The organism is Amycolatopsis anabasis (assembly GCF_009765355.1).
Classification (GTDB): Bacteria; Actinomycetota; Actinomycetes; order Mycobacteriales; family Pseudonocardiaceae; genus Amycolatopsis; species Amycolatopsis anabasis.
In genome coordinates, this window is sequence record NZ_VTHK01000025.1 from 59,959 (window position 1) to 75,485 (window position 15,527).

Genomic DNA, 15,527 nt, shown 5'->3' on the forward strand with positions numbered 1-15,527 from the left:
ACGCCCACGAGGGAGATGCCGTCGTGACTGCGCAGCGTTTGCCCCGAAAGGCCTCCGGCCCCTCTTCGACCAGTGCCGACGGCACTGAGAAAGCCTCGGAATCTCCGGAATCGCAGCGGTACACCTATGTGCTCGACACGTCGGTGCTGCTGTCCGACCCATGGGCGGTGGCCAGGTTCGCCGAACACGCCGTCGTGTTGCCGCTGGTCGTGATCAGTGAACTGGAGGCGAAACGGCATCACCCAGAGTTGGGCTGGTTCGCGCGCGAATCGTTGCGCATGCTCGATGACCTGCGGCGCAAGCACGGCCGGCTGGACGCGCCGGTGCCGATCGGCGACACCGGCGGCACGCTGCACGTGGAGCTCAACCACTCCGATCCGACGGTGCTGCCGCCCGGGTTCCGCACCGACAGCAACGACCACCGGATCCTCGCGTGCGCGCTGAACCTCGCGGTGGAACGCGAGTACGTCACGCTGGTGACCAAGGACATTCCGTTGCGGGTCAAGGCGGGCGCGGTCGGGCTGGACGCCGACGAGTACCGCGCGCAGGAGGTGACGCCGTCCGGGTGGACCGGGATGGCCGATGTGGACGTTCCGCAGGAGGCACTCGACGCGCTGTTCCGGGACGGTTCGGTCGATCCGGGCGACTTCGGACAGTCCGAAATAGGCGAATCGCCCTGCCACACCGGGGTCCGGCTGCTGGCCGGGACCTCCAGCGCGCTGGGGCGGGTCACCGCGGACAAGCGGATCCGGCTGGTGCGCGGCGACCGGGAGGCGTTCGGCCTGCACGGCCGCTCGGCCGAACAACGGGTGGCGCTGGACCTGCTGCTCGATCCGGAAGTGGGCATCGTGTCGCTCGGCGGCCGGGCGGGCACCGGTAAGTCCGCGCTGGCGCTGTGCGCCGGGCTGGAATCGGTGATGGAACGCCGCGAGCACCGCAAGGTCGTGGTGTTCCGGCCGGTCTACGCCGTCGGCGGCCAGGACCTCGGCTACCTGCCCGGCTCGGAGAGCGAGAAGATGCAGCCCTGGGCGCAGGCGGTGTTCGACACCCTCGGCGCGCTGGTCAGCCAGGACGTCCTGGACGAGGTGTTCGACCGCGGCATGCTGGAGGTGCTGCCGCTGACCCACATCCGCGGGCGCTCGCTGCACGACGCGTTCGTGATCGTGGACGAGGCGCAGTCGCTGGAGCGCAACGTGCTGCTGACCGTGCTGTCCCGGCTGGGCACCGCGTCCCGCGTGGTGCTCACGCACGACGTCGCCCAGCGCGACAACCTGCGGGTGGGCCGGCACGACGGGGTGTCCGCGGTGATCGAGAAGCTCAAGGGGCACCCGCTGTTCGCGCACGTGACCCTGACCCGCTCCGAACGATCCCCGATCGCCGCCCTGGTGACCGAGATGCTGGAGGATCACCGCTGAGCGAACTTCCATGAGGGGACCCCTCCGGACGAAATTTGTCCGGAGGGGTCCCCTCATGGAACTCGCGGGGTGCTAGTCGAGGGCTCGGCGGAGGAAGCCCTTGATGCCGATCGCGCCGAAGACCGCGCAGGAGCCGACCAGGACCAGCAGGTCGATCCACAGCGGGATCGCCGGGCCGGGCAGCAGCAACGCGCGCATGCCCTCGCTGGCGTAGGTCAGCGGGTTGAGCGCGCACACCACCTGGAACCAGCGCAGGTGGGCCAGCCCGTGCCAGGGGAACTGGGTGGAGCCGGTGAACATCAGCGGCACCAGGATCACCGCGAACATGATCTGGATCCGGCGCGGATTCACCAGCGTGCCGATGGTCATGCCGATCGCCGCGCCGGCCAGCGAGCCGAGGCACACCAGCCCGAGCACCCCCGGCCACGCGGACGCGGGCCAGTGGATCCCGTCCAGGATCAGGAAGCCGATCGGGATCATCAGCAGCGCGGCGACGATCCCGCGCAGCGCGCCGAACACCATCTTCTCGATCGCGACGAGCGGGATCGGCATCGGCGCGAGCAGCCGGTCCTCGATCTCGCGGGTCCACGAGAAGTCGAGGATCAGCGGCATCGTGGTGTTCTGCAGCGCGCCGAGGAACCCGTTCAGCGCGACGATCCCGGGCAGCAGGATCTGCACGAAGTCGCCCTGCACGTAACCGATTCCGGTGAGCACCACGCCGAAGATGAACAGCATGAAGAACGGCTGGATGATCACCTGGGCGAGGAACGGGCCGAGTTCGCGGCCGGTGACGAAGATGTCCCGCCACAGCACGGCGAAGAACGTGCGCACCGCGATCAGCGCGGGCGAACCGGTGCGCTCCGGGACCGTTCCGGTGGTCTGCACGTCCGCACTCATCGCAGCTCCCGTCCGGTCAGGTGGATGAACACGTCCTCCAGGCTCGGCGTGCCGATGGACAGGTCGGTGACCTCACAGCCGAGGCCGCTCGTGGTCTTGAGCACGGTCGGCAGCACGGCGGCCGGTTCGTACTCGGTGTACAGCCGGAACTGCGCGGTGTCCGAAGCGGACGGACATTCGATCTGTTCGACCCGTTGCACGCCGTCCACAGTGGACAAGGTGGCGCTGATCTTCGCGGGATCGTGCCCGTTGATGCTCACCGTGACGCTCAGCGTGGTGCTGCCGGGCAGCGAGCGGGTCAGCGCCGCGGGGGTGTCCAGGGCGAGCATCTTGCCGTGGTCCACGATGCCGACGCGGTCGCACAGCTTGGCCGCCTCGTCCATGTCGTGGGTGGTCAGCACCACCGTCACGCCGTGGTCGCGCAGTTCGGCGACCCGCTCGTGGACGAACAGCCGTGCCTGCGGGTCCAGGCCGGTGGACGGTTCGTCGAGGAACAGGACCTTCGGGTTGTGCATCAGGGCGCGCGCGATCATCACCCGCTGGGCCTGCCCGCCGGACACGAAGTCGAGGCGTTCGTTCGCGCGGTCGGCCAGGCCCATCCGTTCCAGGATCTCGTCAGCGCGTTTGATCCGTTCCGCGCGCCCGACCCCGTGATAGATCGCGTGGAAGAGCAGATTCTGCCGAATGCTCAGGGAACGATCGAGATTGTTGCGCTGCGGCACGACGGCCAGCAGTTGACGTGCCGGGCTGGGCGCCTTCACCGCGTCGATTCCGTGGATCAGCGCGGTGCCCGAAGTCGGCACGACCCGGGTGGTGAGCACGCCGACCGTGGTGGTCTTGCCCGCGCCGTTCGGCCCCAGCAAGCCGAAGACTTCCCCGGGTGGCACCGTGAAACTGAGCCCGTCGACCGCGGCGGGCGCGGTGCGGCGGTAACGTTTGACCAGATCGGTCAGGATGACGGCGTCATGCACACGCCCAGACTATGGCGCTTGGCAAATCGATTGCCCCGATTCGGTTTCTCTTGTCGCGAAAACGGAAATCGCGGCACGTTTCTCCTGAAATGCCGTCACCAGCCGGCGGGGAGCGGGCGGCCCTCCGCGAAACCGGCGGCGGACTGCACGCCGAGCACCGCGCGCTCGTGGAATTCCTCGATGTTCCGGGCGCCCGCGTAGGTGAACGACGAGCGGACCCCGGAGCCGATCGAGTCGAGCAGGTCCTCCACCCCCGGCCGGGCCGGGTCGAGCAGCATCTTCGACGAGGAGATGCCCTCCTCGAACAGCGCCTTGCGCGCCCGGTCGAACACGTTGTCGGTCCGGGTCCGCGCGCCGACCGCGCGCTTGGACGCCATGCCGAAGGATTCCTTGTAGGGCCGCCCGTTCTCGTCGTAGCGCAGATCGCCCGGCGACTCGTGGGTCCCGGCGAACCAGGAGCCGACCATCGCCGCGGACGCGCCGGCGGCCAGCGCCAGCGCGACGTCCCGGGGGTGCCGGATGCCGCCGTCGGCCCAGACGTGCTTGCCGAGTTCGCGGGCCGCGGCCGCGCAGTCGGCGACCGCGGAGAACTGCGGGCGGCCGACCCCGGTCATCATCCGGGTGGTGCACATCGCGCCCGGGCCGACGCCGACCTTGACCACGTCCGCCCCGGCGGCGATGAGGTCGCGGGTGCCCTCGGCGGTGACCACGTTCCCGGCCACCACCGGCACGCGCGGCGAAACCGAGCGGACGGCCTTGAGCGCGGCGATCATCTTCTCCTGGTGGCCGTGCGCGGTGTCCACCACGAGCACGTCGACGTTCGCGTCCAGCACGGCCTCGGCCTTCGCCGCGACATCGCCGTTCACGCCGATCGCGGCGGCGACCCGGAGCCGCCCGCCGGCGTCCACGGCCGGGGTGTAGATCTCCGCTCGCAGCGCGCCGACCGGGGTGAGCACCCCGGCCAGGCGGCCGTCGGCGTCCACGCCGAGCGCGAGCGTGCCGCCGTGCGCGTGCAGCCGTTCGAAGACCTCGCGGGCCGGGGTGCCCAGCGGGCAGACGACCGGCGCGGGCTCGGCGATCTCGGCGAGCCGGGCGAACCGGTCCACTCCCGAGCAGGCGGCCTCGTCGACGACGCCGACCGGGCGCCCGTCGGCGTCCACCACCACGACCGCGCCGTGCGCACGCTTGCCCACCAGGTTCAGCGCGTCGGCGACCGCGTCGCCACCGGTCAGCACGAGCGGGGTGTCCCACACGGTGTGCCGCCCCTTGACCCAGGAGACGATCCCGGCGACCGCCGCGGGGTCGACGTCCTGCGGGAGCACCACCAGGCCGCCCCGGCGCGCGACCGTCTCGGCCATCCGGCGCCCGGCGACGGCGGTCATGTTGGCGACCACGATCGGGATGGTGGCGCCGGTGCCGTCGACGGTTGACAGGTCCACGTCGAAGCGGGACTCCACGTCCGAACGGTTCGGCAGCAGGAACACGTCGTCGTAGGTCAGGTCGTGGGCGGGCCGGTGGCCATCGAGAAAGCGCACGAGGCACCAGGCTACCCGGTGCGGCGGTCCGGGGCGCCCGGCGGCGGCGCGCGGCTGTGACCGCAGGCACATCCGTTTGGGTAATCGGTATACTACGCACCTCTTTTTCGCCCCCTTTTCTTCTGGCATGCAAAGGGGGGCGAACTGTCGTCTTTCCGGTGCGCTGTATCGGCCGCGTTAAGCGATCCCCAACTCTTCATGAGAATTCACTGTGGATTCCCCAAGGCCGGGTTCTCGTGCCGTAATGTCCGTTGTGCGGGGAAGCTCTTTACTATACGATTACCTTCGTAAGCGCTTATGGTGCGCGCCACTCATTGCCGATGGGCTCGCGACACAACCGGTTGTCCTCCTCGACCAGTTCCATTGTGGATGGTGGGCATTAACGTGGTTTTCCAGGGAAAAGACGTGATCAGCGTGACCGCGACGCTGGTGCGCGGTGGCACGAGCAAGTGCTGGCTCTTCGACGTCGCGGATATTCATGGTCGGGCCACAACGGTGGACGAGGTGCTGATCACCGCTTTCGGTTCGCGGGATCGCAGCCAGATCGACGGAATCGGCGGCGCGACTTCGACGACGTCGAAGGCGGCGATTGTGGCGCAATCGTACGAGCCGGGTGTCGATATCGATTACACGTTCGCTCAGGTCGGCGTCGGCGACGAACAAGTGGAATGGGGCAGTAATTGCGGGAACTGTGCCACCGCGGTCGGCCTTTACGCGGTGCAGTCCGGGCTGGTGCGCCCGCGCGGTGAACGGACCCGGGTGCGCATGCGCAACACCAACAGCGGCGCCCGCATCGACGCGATCGTGGCGACCCCCGGTGCGCGGGTTCCCACGACCGGGGACGCCGTGGTCCCCGGGGTGGCCTCGCCCGGGGTGCCGGTGGGGCTGGAGTTCCTCGACCCGATCGGCACCGCGACCGGCACGCTGCTGCCCACCGGGCAGGCGGTCGACGAGTTCGGCCACGGATGCGCCCGGGTGCCGGCGACCCTGGTCGACGCGGGCGCCCCGGCGGCCCTGTTCGACGCGGCCGAGCTGGGCATGACCGGTTCGGAAACGGTCGCCGAGTTCGGCGAGCGGCTGCCCGGAGTCCTCGGGCTGCGGCGGGAGGCGGCGATCCGGATGGGGCTGTCCCGGCCGGACGAGCCGGTCTGCCACGCGGTGCCGAAGTTCGGCGTGGTCGGGCCGCCGCGGCCGTACCTGACCTCCGCGGGTGAGCCGGTCGACGGCGACGACTACGACGTGGCCGTGCGGATGGCGTCGATGCACGCGCCGCATCCGGCGATCGGGCTGACCTCGATGGTCGCGGTCGCCGCCGGTGCGACGGTGTCCGGCAGCACGGTCGGCGGGTACGTCAAGGCCGACCTCGACGAACTCCGGCTCGGCACCCCGGCCGGGGTGGTTTCGGCCCGCCTGGAGCGCGACGGCGACGGCGCGCTGACCGGGGTGGTGCTGAACCGGTCGGCCCGGGTGATCGCCAAAGCCACCATCTTCGTGCCGACCCGCGACCGGCAGCCGGTGGCGGCGCGGTGACGGCGGGCACCTCCACGACCTCCGCCACGCCCGCCACCGCCTCGGGGTTCGGTCCTCGCTTCCTCGCCCCGCTGGTCATCGGGACCCTGCTCAACGCGATCAACTCGTCGATGATCGCGGTCACCCTGGTGCCGATCGGCCGGGATCTCGGCGTGGGCCCGGCGCAGACCGTCTGGCTGGTCACCGTGCTCTACCTGGCCACCGCGGTCGCGCAGCCGGTGATGGGCCGCCTGGTGGACCGGTTCGGCGCGCGGCGCGTGCTGCTCGGCGGGCTGTGCGCGGTGGCCGCCGCGGGGCTGATCGGCGCGCTGGCGTCGTCGTTCCCGGTGCTGGTCGGCGTGCGGATCCTGCTCGGGCTCGGCACGGCGACCGGGTTCCCCGCCGCGATGGCCGTGGTCAAGGCGCGCGCGACCAGGCTGGAGGTGGCGGTGCCCGGCGGGGTGCTGGCGACCCTGGCCACCTCGACCCAGGCGAGCATGGCCGTCGGGCCGACGCTGGGCGGGCTGCTGGTCGGGCTGGCCGACTGGCGGCTCACCTTCGCGGTCAACGTCCCGCTCGCGCTGACCGGGCTGGTGCTCGCGCTGCTCTGGCTGCCCGCCGACGAGCACACCGCGCCAGGTCCCCGGTCCCGGATCGACTGGCCGGGGATCGTGCTCTTCGCGGCCTCGATGACCGCGCTGCTGCTGTTCGTCATGCGGCCCGCGCTCGACCGGTGGCCGTTCCTGGCCGCCGGGCTGGTGCTCGGCGCGGTGCTGGGCTGGCAGGAACTGCGCACCGCGAGCCCGTTCCTGGACCTGCGCGCGCTCGGCGGCAACCGCCCGCTGATCGCCACCTATCTCCGGCAGGGCTTGGGATACCTGGTGATCTACGCGTTCCTGTACGGCTACCCGCAGTGGCTGGCGCAGGGGTACGGGCTGCCCGAACAGGCCGTGGGCCTGGTGCTGCTGCCGATGTCGATCACCACGGTGACCCTGTCCGCGCTGGGCAACCGGCTCGGGCTCGGGGTGTACGCGCGGCTGCTGCTCACCGCGGGATCGCTGTGCACCGGCGCGCTGCTGCTGTTCGTCCCGGGCGCCGGTACTCCACTGTGGACGGTGGCGGCGATCGCGTTCCTGTTCGGCGTCGCACAAGGACTGAGCACGGTCGCGAACCAGACCGCGCTGTACGTGCAGGCGCCCGCCGACCGGATCGGCACGCTCTCCGGACTGTTCCGCACCTCGCAGTACCTCGGCGCGCTGGCGTCGACGACGGTGATCGCGCTGTCGTTCGGCCCGGCGGCGACCGATCAGGGGCTCGGCACGCTGGCGCTCGTGCTGGCGGTGGTGGCCGGATCGCTGTGCTGCCTCACCGCGGCCGACCGGGGGCTGCGGGAGGTCGAGCGGTGAGTCAGGCCTGGGGGAGGTCCCGCGCCTTTTCCGCGCCGATCGTGGTGCCCTCGCCGTGCCCGGTGCGCACTTCGGTGTCCTCGGGCAGGGTGAAAAGCTTGTCCTGGATGGACTTCACGATCGTCGGATAGTCCGAATAGGACCGACCGGTGGCGCCGGGGCCGCCGTGGAACAGGGTGTCGCCGGTGAACACGACGCCGAGTTCGGCGGCGTACAGGCACACCGCGCCGGGCGCGTGGCCGGGGGGTGTGCAGCACGGTCAGCGCGGTGCCCGCGACGGAGAGCGCCTGCCCGTCGGCGAGTTCGCCGTCCGGGGCGCGGCCGGGATGGGTGAGGTCCCAGAGGACGCGGTCCGCGGGGTGCAGCAGGATCGGCGCGCCGGTGCGCTCGGCGAGTGCGGGTGCCGCGTTCACGTGGTCGTTGTGGGCGTGGGTGCACACGATCGCCCGCACGGTGCGCTCGCCGATCGCGTCCGCGATGGCCCGCGCGTCGTGGGCCGCGTCGATCACCAGGACCTCGCGGTCGTCGCCGACCAGCCAGACGTTGTTGTCGACGTCCCAGCTGCCGCCGTCGAGCTGGAAGACGCCGGAGGTCACCACGTTCCGCACGGTTGCCGCCATGCCCTGGACCTTAGTCGCGCGTTCACGTACCGTCGGTATCTACTCGGAAGTAGGGTTACCGCTGGTAGGGAGCATCGATGACGAGCACCGAACCGCTGTCCGAGCCGCTCAAGCTGCCGTGCGGCGCGGTCCTGCCGCACCGGCTGGCCAAGTCCGCGCTGAGCGAGCAGCTCGGGGACCGGCGGAACCGCCCGACGCGGGAGCTGTGCGAGCTGTACCGCACCTGGGCGCGCGGCGGCGCCGGGATGCTGGTCACCGGGAACGTGATGGTCGATCCGGCCGCCCTCGGCGAGCCGCGCAACGTCGCGGTGCCGCCCGTGCCGGATGCGGCGGACTTCCGGCCGTGGGCCGAATCGGTCGCCGGGACCGACGCCCTGCTCTGGGTGCAGCTGAACCACCCCGGGCGGCAGAGCCCGCGGTTCCTGTCCCGGCAGCCGGTCGCGCCGTCGGCGGTGCCGTTCGGGAACAAGGGGGTGCGGTCGGTCTTCGCGGCGCCGCGGGCGCTGACCGCCGCGGAGATCGAGGCGATCATCGACCGGTTCGCGCTGGCCGCGCGCACGTTCGTCGAAGCGGGGTTCGCCGGGATCCAGTTGCACGGCGCGCACGGGTACCTGATCTCGCAGTTCCTTTCCCCGCTGACGAACCGGCGGGACGACGACTGGGGTGGTGACCCGGCCCGGCGGCGGCGGTTCCTGGCCGAACTCGTGCGGCGGGTGCGGGCCGAGGTCGGCGCCGGGGTGCCGGTGTCGGTCAAGCTGAACAGCGCCGACTTCCAGCGCGGCGGGTTCGACGAGGCGGAGAGCCTGGAGGTCGTGCGGGAGCTGGGCGCGGCCGGGATCGATCTGCTGGAGATCTCCGGCGGCACCTACGAGCGGGCCGTGATGATGGGGACCGTGCGGGCGAGCACCGCGAGCCGGGAGGCGTACTTCCTGGAGTACGCGGCCAAGGCGCGGGAGGTCACCGACACCCCGCTGATGGTCACCGGCGGGTTCGCCACCGCGGCGGCGATGGCCGAGGCCCTGCGGTCCGGGGCGCTGGACGTGATCGGGCTGGGGCGGCCGATGATCGTCGACCCCGGGCTGCCGGGCCGGTTGCTCGGCGGCGCCGACGTGCGGGCGGAACGGCTGTGCCCGAGGACCGGTATCCAGCTCGCGGACAGCCTGCTGGAAATCCAGTGGCACACCCAGCAGATGCACCGGGTCGCGGCGGGGAAGCCGGTGGCGCGGCGGCGGGGCGCGCTGCGGTCGCTGGTGCGCGCGGGGATCAACGATCCGCTCAACGCTTTCCGCCGAGTGCGGGCCTGACCTGCACTTTTCTCCCCGAGGTGGCACACTGAGCCACGAGTGGCATCAAGCTGAGCCATGATGGCTTGCGGTGGTGCCACACGTGTGCCATAGTGGTGCCATGGACTTGACCTCGTATGTGGACAACCTCGGACGTGAGTTCGCCACGCTCGTCGAAGCCGGAGGCGACGAGGCGCGTGCGCTGGTCGAGCGCCTCACCGGATCGCTCGAGTCGGCGATCCGGATGACCCTGCTGGACGCGCTGTCGGCGGCCGCCGACGAGATCACCAGCGATCTGGCCCCGGGGTCGGTGGAACTGCGCCTGCGCGGACGCGATCCGAACTTCGTCGTGACCACGCCGCCGTCCGCCGAGCCGCCCCGGGACGCGGCCGAAAGCGGCCCGGCGACGGCGGAAAGCGTGCCGGACAGCGGCCCGCCGATCGCCGAGGACGGCCCGACGGCCCGGATCAACGTGCGCCTCCCGGAGCAGCTCAAGGCCGCGGTCGAGGAGGCCGCCGCCAAGGAGGGCCGCTCGGTCAACGCCTGGCTGGTCCGGGCGGCCTCGGCCGCGCTGCGGCAACCCGACCGCGAGCCGCGCACCGAGTCGTACGGCAAGCGGAGCCGGCAGAGCTTCACCGGCTGGGTGCGCTAGCCGCACCGCGCCGCTTCACCACACGTCCCCGACCTGCGGGGATGCCTTACCCACCCATGATGAGGGGACAACCATGCCTACTTTCGACACACCCGAACCGATCGTCGTCACGCTCGAACTCGGCGTCGCCGGCCAGGTGCGGCTCACCGCGAGCGATCGCGCCGACACCGTCGTCGAGGTGCGCCCGAGCGACGACTCCGACGACTCCGACGTGAAGGCCGCGAAGCAGGTCCGCGTCGAGTACGCGAACGGCACGCTGCACGTCCGGGGGCCGAAGGTGCGCCCCTTCGACTTCTCCCGCAAGACGAGGTCGGTCGACGTGTCCGTCGAACTGCCGAGCGGTTCGCAGGTGTCCGGCGAGGTGCAGGTGGGGGACTTCCGCGGCGCGGGCCGGCTCGGGGAGTGCCGGGTCAAGACCTCCGCCGGGAACGTCCGGCTCGAGCGAACCGGCGCGCTGCGCCTGGACACGGCGGCCGGGCACGTCACCGTGGACGGCGTCGCGGGCAACGCCGAGATCCACACCGGATCCGGGAAGGTCCGCGTCGGTGAGATCGAGGGCACCGCGGTCGTCAAGAACTCCAACGGCGACATCGAAATCGAAGCGGTCACCGGTGACGCGCGAGCGCGCTCGGCGAACGGCGACATCGCCATCGACCGGGCGGGCGCCGGGGTCGACGCGAAGACGGCCAACGGCGGCATCCGCCTCGGCGAGGTGGTCCGCGGTTCGGTCGTGCTCGGCACCGCGATGGGCGGTCTCGAGATCGGCATCGCCGAGGGCACCGCCGCCTGGCTCGACGTGAACACCTCGTTCGGGCACGTGCGCAACCTGCTGGACGAGGCCACCCGGCCCGAAAGCGCCGACGAGACCGTCGAAGTGCACGGGCGCACCTCTTACGGCGACATCACGATCCGCCGTTCTTGACCATTTTTCTTACCTCGAAAGGAATCGCATGCCCACCCAGCAATCGGCGATCGCGGCGACCGGACTGCGCAAGTCGTTCGGTGACCACGTCGTGCTCGACGGTCTCGACCTGAACGTCCCGCGGGGCACCGTCTTCTCGCTGCTCGGCGCGAACGGCGCCGGGAAGACCACCACGGTCAAGATTCTGTCCACTTTGATCAGTGCCGACGGCGGGAGCGCGCAGGTCGGCGGGCACGACCTCGCGACCGAACCCGACGCGGTGCGCGCCTCGATCGGCGTCACCGGTCAGTTCTCCGCGGTGGACAACCTGCTCAACGGCGAGGAGAACCTGCTCCTGATGGCGGATCTGCACCACCTCTCCCGGCGGGACGGGCGCCGCCGCGCCGCCGAACTGCTCGAGCAGTTCGATCTGGTCGAGGCCGGGAAGAAACCGGCCTCGACCTACTCCGGGGGCATGCGCCGGCGGCTCGACCTCGCGATGACCCTGGTCGGCAGCCCGCGGGTGATCTTCCTCGACGAGCCGACCACCGGCCTGGACCCGCGCAGCCGCCGGAGCATGTGGCAGATCGTCCGCGAACTGGTGGCCGGCGGGGTCACCATCTTCCTCACCACGCAGTACCTGGAGGAGGCCGACGAACTCGCCGACCGGATCGCGGTCCTCGACCACGGCCGGCTGGTCGCCGAGGGCACCGCGGACGAGCTGAAGCGCCGCATTCCCGGCGGCCACGTCCGCCTGCGGTTCACCGACCCGCGCGGCTTCGAAGCGGCCGCGAACGTCCTGGGCCAGGTGTCCCGCGAGAACGAGGCCCTCGCCCTGCGCGTGCCCAGCGACGGCAGCCTCCGGTCGCTGAAGACCCTGCTCGACCGGCTCGACGACAGGGCCATCGAGGTCGACGAGTTTTCCGTGCACACCCCCGATCTCGACGACGTTTTCCTCGCCCTCACCGGCAACCCCAAGAAGGAGAAGGTGACCACCCGATGAGCGCCCCTGCCCACGCCCTCCGCGGTTCGGCCCCGGCCCCCGCTTCGGTGAAACTCCGCTTCCACCCGCTGCGCGACTCGGCGACGATGTTGCGCCGCAACCTCAAGCACATGCTGCGGTACCCGTCGATGACGCTGATGCTCGTCGGGATGCCGGTCGTCTTCCTGCTGCTGTTCGTCTACGTGTTCGGCGGCACGATGGGCGCAGGTCTCGGCGGAGCGTCCGGTGGGCGCGCGGAGTACGTCAACTACGTCGCGCCCGCGATCATTCTGATGACCGTGACGTCCGCGGTCCAGGGGACCGCGATCTCGGTCGCGATGGACATGACCGAGGGCATCATCGCCCGGTTCCGCACCATGCACATCGCCCGCGTGTCGGTGCTGACCGGGCACGTCCTCGGCAGCGTGCTCCAGGCGGTGTTCGCCCTGGCGATCGTGATCGGCGTGGCGTTGCTGGTCGGTTTCCGGCCCGCCGCGGGGGTGGGCGACTGGCTGGCCACGGCCGGTTTCCTGGTGCTGGTGTCGTTCGCGCTCGTCTGGTTCTCCGTCGCGCTCGGCCTGGTGAGCAAGAGCGTGGAGACCGCGAGCAACGTGGGCATGCCGCTGGTGCTGCTGCCGTTCCTCGGCAGCGGGTTCGTCCCCACCGACTCCATGCCGGGCGGGCTGCGCTGGTTCGCCGAGTACCAGCCCTTCACGCCGATCATCGAAACCCTGCGCGGCCTGCTGATGGACAAGCCGATCGGGAACGACGCGTGGATCGCGCTCGGCTGGTGCGCCGTCATCGCGCTGGGCGGCTACCTCTGGTCCAAGAAGCTGTTCAACCGCGAGTACGCCCGCTGACCTCGAATCCAGGAGCCCACCATGCAGCACGAACCTTCGGAAGTAACCGAGTTTCCCGCGAACCGTCCCGCGGGCTGCCCCTTCGCCCCGCCCGAGGAACTGGAGCGGATCCGCGACCGGAGCCCGGTCGTCCGGATCACCTTCCCCGACGGGCACCGGGGCTGGCTGGTCACCGGCTACGCCCAGACCCGCGCGATGGCGGCCGACCGCCGCATCAGCTCGCGGTACGAACTGGTCCACTTCCCTTATCCGGGGATGGAAGGCGTGGAGATACCCCCGGCGCCGGTCGGGGACCTGACCGGGATCGACCCGCCCGAGCACACCCGTTACCGGAAGCTGCTCACCGGCAAGTTCACCGTCCGCCGGATGCGCCAGCTCACCGAACGCGTCGAGCAGATCACCGCCGAGCATCTGGACGCCATGGCACGGCAGGGCCCGGAGGCCGACCTGGTACCGGCCTTCGCGCATCCCGTCCCCGCGGTGATGATCTGCGAACTGCTCGGCGTCCCGTACGCCGATCGCGAGACCTTCCAGCGGCACGCGGCGAAAGTGGGCAACCCGGAGTTCGCACCGGAGGAACAGGGCGCCGCGTACGTCGCGCTGATGGAGTACCTGAACGAACTGGTCGTGGCCAAGCGCGCCGAACCGGGCGACGACATGCTCAGCGACCTGACCACCAGCGACCTCACCGATGAGGAGCTCGGCGGGATCGGCACCTTCCTGCTCGGGGCCGGTCTGGACACCACCGCCAACATGATCGCGCTGGGCACCTTCGCCCTGCTCCGGAATCCCGACCAGCTCGCGATCCTGCGCGCCGAACCGGAGATCGCCGAACAGGCCGTCGAGGAACTCCTGCGCTACCTGAGCGTCGCGCACACCGGCGTGCGGGCGGCGGTGGAGGACATCGAGCTGGACGGGCAGGTGATCAAGGCGGGCGAGTCGGTCATCTTCTCGCTGCAGGCCGCGAACTGGGATCCGGCGAAGTTCGCCGAACCGGACAAGCTCGACCTGCGGCGGAACGCCGCCGGGCACCTGGCCTTCGGGCACGGCATCCACCAGTGCCTCGGGCAGCAGCTGGCCCGGGTCGAGATGCGGGTGGCCATCCCCGCGCTGTTCGCCCGGTTCCCGACGCTGCGCCTGGCCGTCCCGCCCGAGGAGGTGCCGATGCGCCCGTTCCAGCAGAACGTCTACGGCGTGCAGCGGCTCCCGGTCACCTGGGACGAGGGGTAAGCCATGAAACTCAGGGGAAGAAGGCTCCTGTCGATCGTCACCGCGGTGGGAGCGGCGGTGGGTGTCCTGGTGGTCCCCGCCGCGGTTTCCACGGCGGCGGACGGCCACGGCCACGCCGGGGTGCGACGGGTGCTCGACCGGGCCGTGACCGAAGGCGGCCTTCCCGGGATCCTCGCCGAGGTCCGCGACGGCGACCGGCGCTGGTTCGGCACGGCGGGGGTGGCCGACACCGGAACCGGGCGGCAGCGCCGGGCGCAGGACCGGTTCCGCATCGGGAGCACCACCAAGACGTTCGCGGCGACCCTGGTGCTGCAGCTCGCGGGCGAGCACCGGCTCAGCCTGGACGACACCGTGGAGAAGTGGCTTCCCGGGATGGTGCACGGCAACGGCCACGACGGCGGCCGGATCACCGTCCGGCAGCTGCTCAACCAGACCAGCGGGATCTTCAACTACGCGCTGGACCCGGAGATGCTGCGCCACTACCTCGGTCCCGAGTTCCTCGAGCACCGGTTCGACGGCGCGAGTCCCGAACAGCTCGTGCGGATCGCCACGTCCCATCCGCCCGCCTTCGCGCCGGGCACGGACTGGGGGTATTCCAACACCAACTTCATCCTCGCCGGGATGATCGTCGAACGGGTCACCGGTGCGACGTTCGCGGGCGAACTCGCCCGGCGGATCACCGGTCCGCTCGGCCTGACCGGAACGTACCTGCCGCGCGGTGACGACCCGTCGATCCGCGGACCGCATTCGCGGCACTACTCGAGGTTGAACATGCCCGATCCCAGTGCCCGGGTTTACGACGTGACCGAGATGAACTCCTCCTGGGCCTGGACCGCCGGGGGCATGATCTCGACGGCCGGGGAGCTCAACCGGTTCTTCGGCGCCCTGCTGGGCGGCCGGTTGCTGCCGCCCGCCCAGCAGCGGGAGATGTTCACCACGGTCCCGACGCACGGCTGGATCGACGACGCCGCCTACGGCCTCGGCATGTCCTCGGTGAGGCTGCCTTGTGGCACCACGGTTTGGGGGATGGGCGGCGCCATCAACGGGTCCTGGTCCTACACCTACGGGACCCGCGACGGCAGGCACCTGGTCGCGACCAACGTCAACGGCGACTGGGCCGACGGCGATTTCCAGCCGCGGAACCCGATCGGCGTCTTCACCGACGTGCTCCGAGCGGAGTTCTGCACGGGCGGCTCGCGATGAAACGGGGAATCGCGTAGCCCAACCGGGGGTGGTGAGTGTTCCGGGCGGTGGGGACCCGCCCGG

The 15,527-nt window shown here is 70.8% G+C and carries 13 protein-coding genes and 1 pseudogene; 10 read left to right on the plus strand and 4 right to left on the minus strand.

The window, feature by feature from the left end; genetic code table 11:
• The first annotated feature begins 128 nt into the window (after positions 1-128).
• Positions 129-1,415, plus strand: coding sequence for an RNA 5'-3' helicase PhoH2 (gene phoH2 / locus FXO23_RS29010; protein WP_158888721.1), 1,287 nt, complete (start codon positions 129-131; stop codon positions 1,413-1,415).
• A 72-nt stretch (positions 1,416-1,487) separates the two neighbouring features.
• Here phoH2 and FXO23_RS29015 read toward each other — a convergent pair whose 3' ends face one another.
• From FXO23_RS29015 to guaB1, 3 genes are all read right to left on the minus strand, one after another.
• The gene (locus tag FXO23_RS29015) at positions 1,488-2,312 is read right to left on the minus strand and encodes an ABC transporter permease (protein ID WP_179956906.1); all 825 of its coding nucleotides are present in this window, start codon (positions 2,310-2,312) and stop codon (positions 1,488-1,490) included.
• Positions 2,309-3,283, minus strand: a complete 975-nt coding sequence (locus FXO23_RS29020) for an ABC transporter ATP-binding protein (RefSeq protein WP_158888646.1) — start codon at positions 3,281-3,283, stop codon at positions 2,309-2,311. The genes FXO23_RS29015 and FXO23_RS29020 overlap by 4 nt, the downstream gene beginning before the upstream one ends.
• A gap of 95 nt (positions 3,284-3,378) precedes the next feature.
• Positions 3,379-4,818 (minus strand): GMP reductase, encoded by a 1,440-nt coding sequence (gene guaB1, locus FXO23_RS29025; RefSeq protein WP_158888647.1) that lies wholly within the window; start codon positions 4,816-4,818, stop codon positions 3,379-3,381.
• 405 nt (positions 4,819-5,223) lie between these two features.
• On the opposite strand from guaB1, the gene FXO23_RS29030 reads away from it, so the two are divergent.
• Entirely contained in the window at positions 5,224-6,348 is a 1,125-nt protein-coding gene (locus FXO23_RS29030; protein WP_158888648.1) for a PrpF domain-containing protein, read from the plus strand.
• Entirely contained in the window at positions 6,345-7,733 is a 1,389-nt protein-coding gene (locus FXO23_RS29035; RefSeq protein WP_158888649.1) for an MFS transporter, read from the plus strand. The genes FXO23_RS29030 and FXO23_RS29035 overlap by 4 nt, the downstream gene beginning before the upstream one ends.
• A 1-nt stretch (position 7,734) precedes the next feature.
• On the opposite strand, the pseudogene FXO23_RS29040 reads toward FXO23_RS29035, so the two are convergent.
• Positions 7,735-8,242, minus strand: a pseudogene (locus FXO23_RS29040) (MBL fold metallo-hydrolase).
• A gap of 188 nt (positions 8,243-8,430) precedes the next feature.
• Between FXO23_RS29040 and FXO23_RS29045 the strand changes: the two are divergent.
• The 7 genes from FXO23_RS29045 to FXO23_RS29075 all read left to right on the plus strand — a co-directional run bounded on the left by FXO23_RS29045 (position 8,431) and on the right by FXO23_RS29075 (position 15,464).
• The gene (locus tag FXO23_RS29045; protein ID WP_158888650.1) at positions 8,431-9,657 is read left to right on the plus strand and encodes an NADH:flavin oxidoreductase/NADH oxidase family protein; all 1,227 of its coding nucleotides are present in this window, start codon (positions 8,431-8,433) and stop codon (positions 9,655-9,657) included.
• 100 nt (positions 9,658-9,757) lie between these two features.
• Positions 9,758-10,288 carry a YlcI/YnfO family protein gene (locus FXO23_RS29050; protein ID WP_158888651.1) on the plus strand — a complete coding sequence of 177 codons (531 nt, stop codon included), beginning with the start codon at positions 9,758-9,760 and terminating at the stop codon, positions 10,286-10,288.
• A 73-nt stretch (positions 10,289-10,361) separates the two neighbouring features.
• Positions 10,362-11,210, plus strand: a complete 849-nt coding sequence (locus FXO23_RS29055; RefSeq protein WP_158888652.1) for a DUF4097 family beta strand repeat-containing protein — start codon at positions 10,362-10,364, stop codon at positions 11,208-11,210.
• A gap of 28 nt (positions 11,211-11,238) precedes the next feature.
• Positions 11,239-12,192 (plus strand): ATP-binding cassette domain-containing protein, encoded by a 954-nt coding sequence (locus FXO23_RS29060; RefSeq protein WP_158888653.1) that lies wholly within the window; start codon positions 11,239-11,241, stop codon positions 12,190-12,192.
• On the plus strand, positions 12,189-13,031 hold the full coding sequence (locus FXO23_RS29065) for an ABC transporter permease (protein ID WP_158888654.1): 843 nt from the start codon (positions 12,189-12,191) through the stop codon (positions 13,029-13,031). The genes FXO23_RS29060 and FXO23_RS29065 overlap by 4 nt, the downstream gene beginning before the upstream one ends.
• 21 nt (positions 13,032-13,052) lie before the next feature.
• A complete protein-coding gene (locus FXO23_RS29070; protein WP_158888655.1) occupies positions 13,053-14,261 on the plus strand; it encodes a cytochrome P450 in 1,209 nt (402 codons plus the stop codon).
• A gap of 3 nt (positions 14,262-14,264) precedes the next feature.
• Positions 14,265-15,464 (plus strand): serine hydrolase domain-containing protein, encoded by a 1,200-nt coding sequence (locus FXO23_RS29075; protein WP_158888656.1) that lies wholly within the window; start codon positions 14,265-14,267, stop codon positions 15,462-15,464.
• The last annotated feature ends 63 nt before the right edge of the window (positions 15,465-15,527 follow it).

Bases quoted from the DNA above. Each gene is read 5' to 3' on its own strand.
- FXO23_RS29015 (WP_179956906.1), bottom strand. From the start codon at position 2,312: ATGAGTGCGGACGTGCAGACCACCGGAACGGTCCCGGAGCGCACCGGT.
- FXO23_RS29045 (WP_158888650.1), top strand. From the start codon at position 8,431: ATGACGAGCACCGAACCGCTGTCCGAGCCGCTCAAGCTGCCGTGCGGC.
- FXO23_RS29050 (WP_158888651.1), top strand. From the start codon at position 9,758: ATGGACTTGACCTCGTATGTGGACAACCTCGGACGTGAGTTCGCCACG.
- FXO23_RS29055 (WP_158888652.1), top strand. From the start codon at position 10,362: ATGCCTACTTTCGACACACCCGAACCGATCGTCGTCACGCTCGAACTC.
- FXO23_RS29060 (WP_158888653.1), top strand. From the start codon at position 11,239: ATGCCCACCCAGCAATCGGCGATCGCGGCGACCGGACTGCGCAAGTCG.
- FXO23_RS29065 (WP_158888654.1), top strand. From the start codon at position 12,189: ATGAGCGCCCCTGCCCACGCCCTCCGCGGTTCGGCCCCGGCCCCCGCT.
- FXO23_RS29070 (WP_158888655.1), top strand. From the start codon at position 13,053: ATGCAGCACGAACCTTCGGAAGTAACCGAGTTTCCCGCGAACCGTCCC.
- FXO23_RS29075 (WP_158888656.1), top strand. From the start codon at position 14,265: ATGAAACTCAGGGGAAGAAGGCTCCTGTCGATCGTCACCGCGGTGGGA.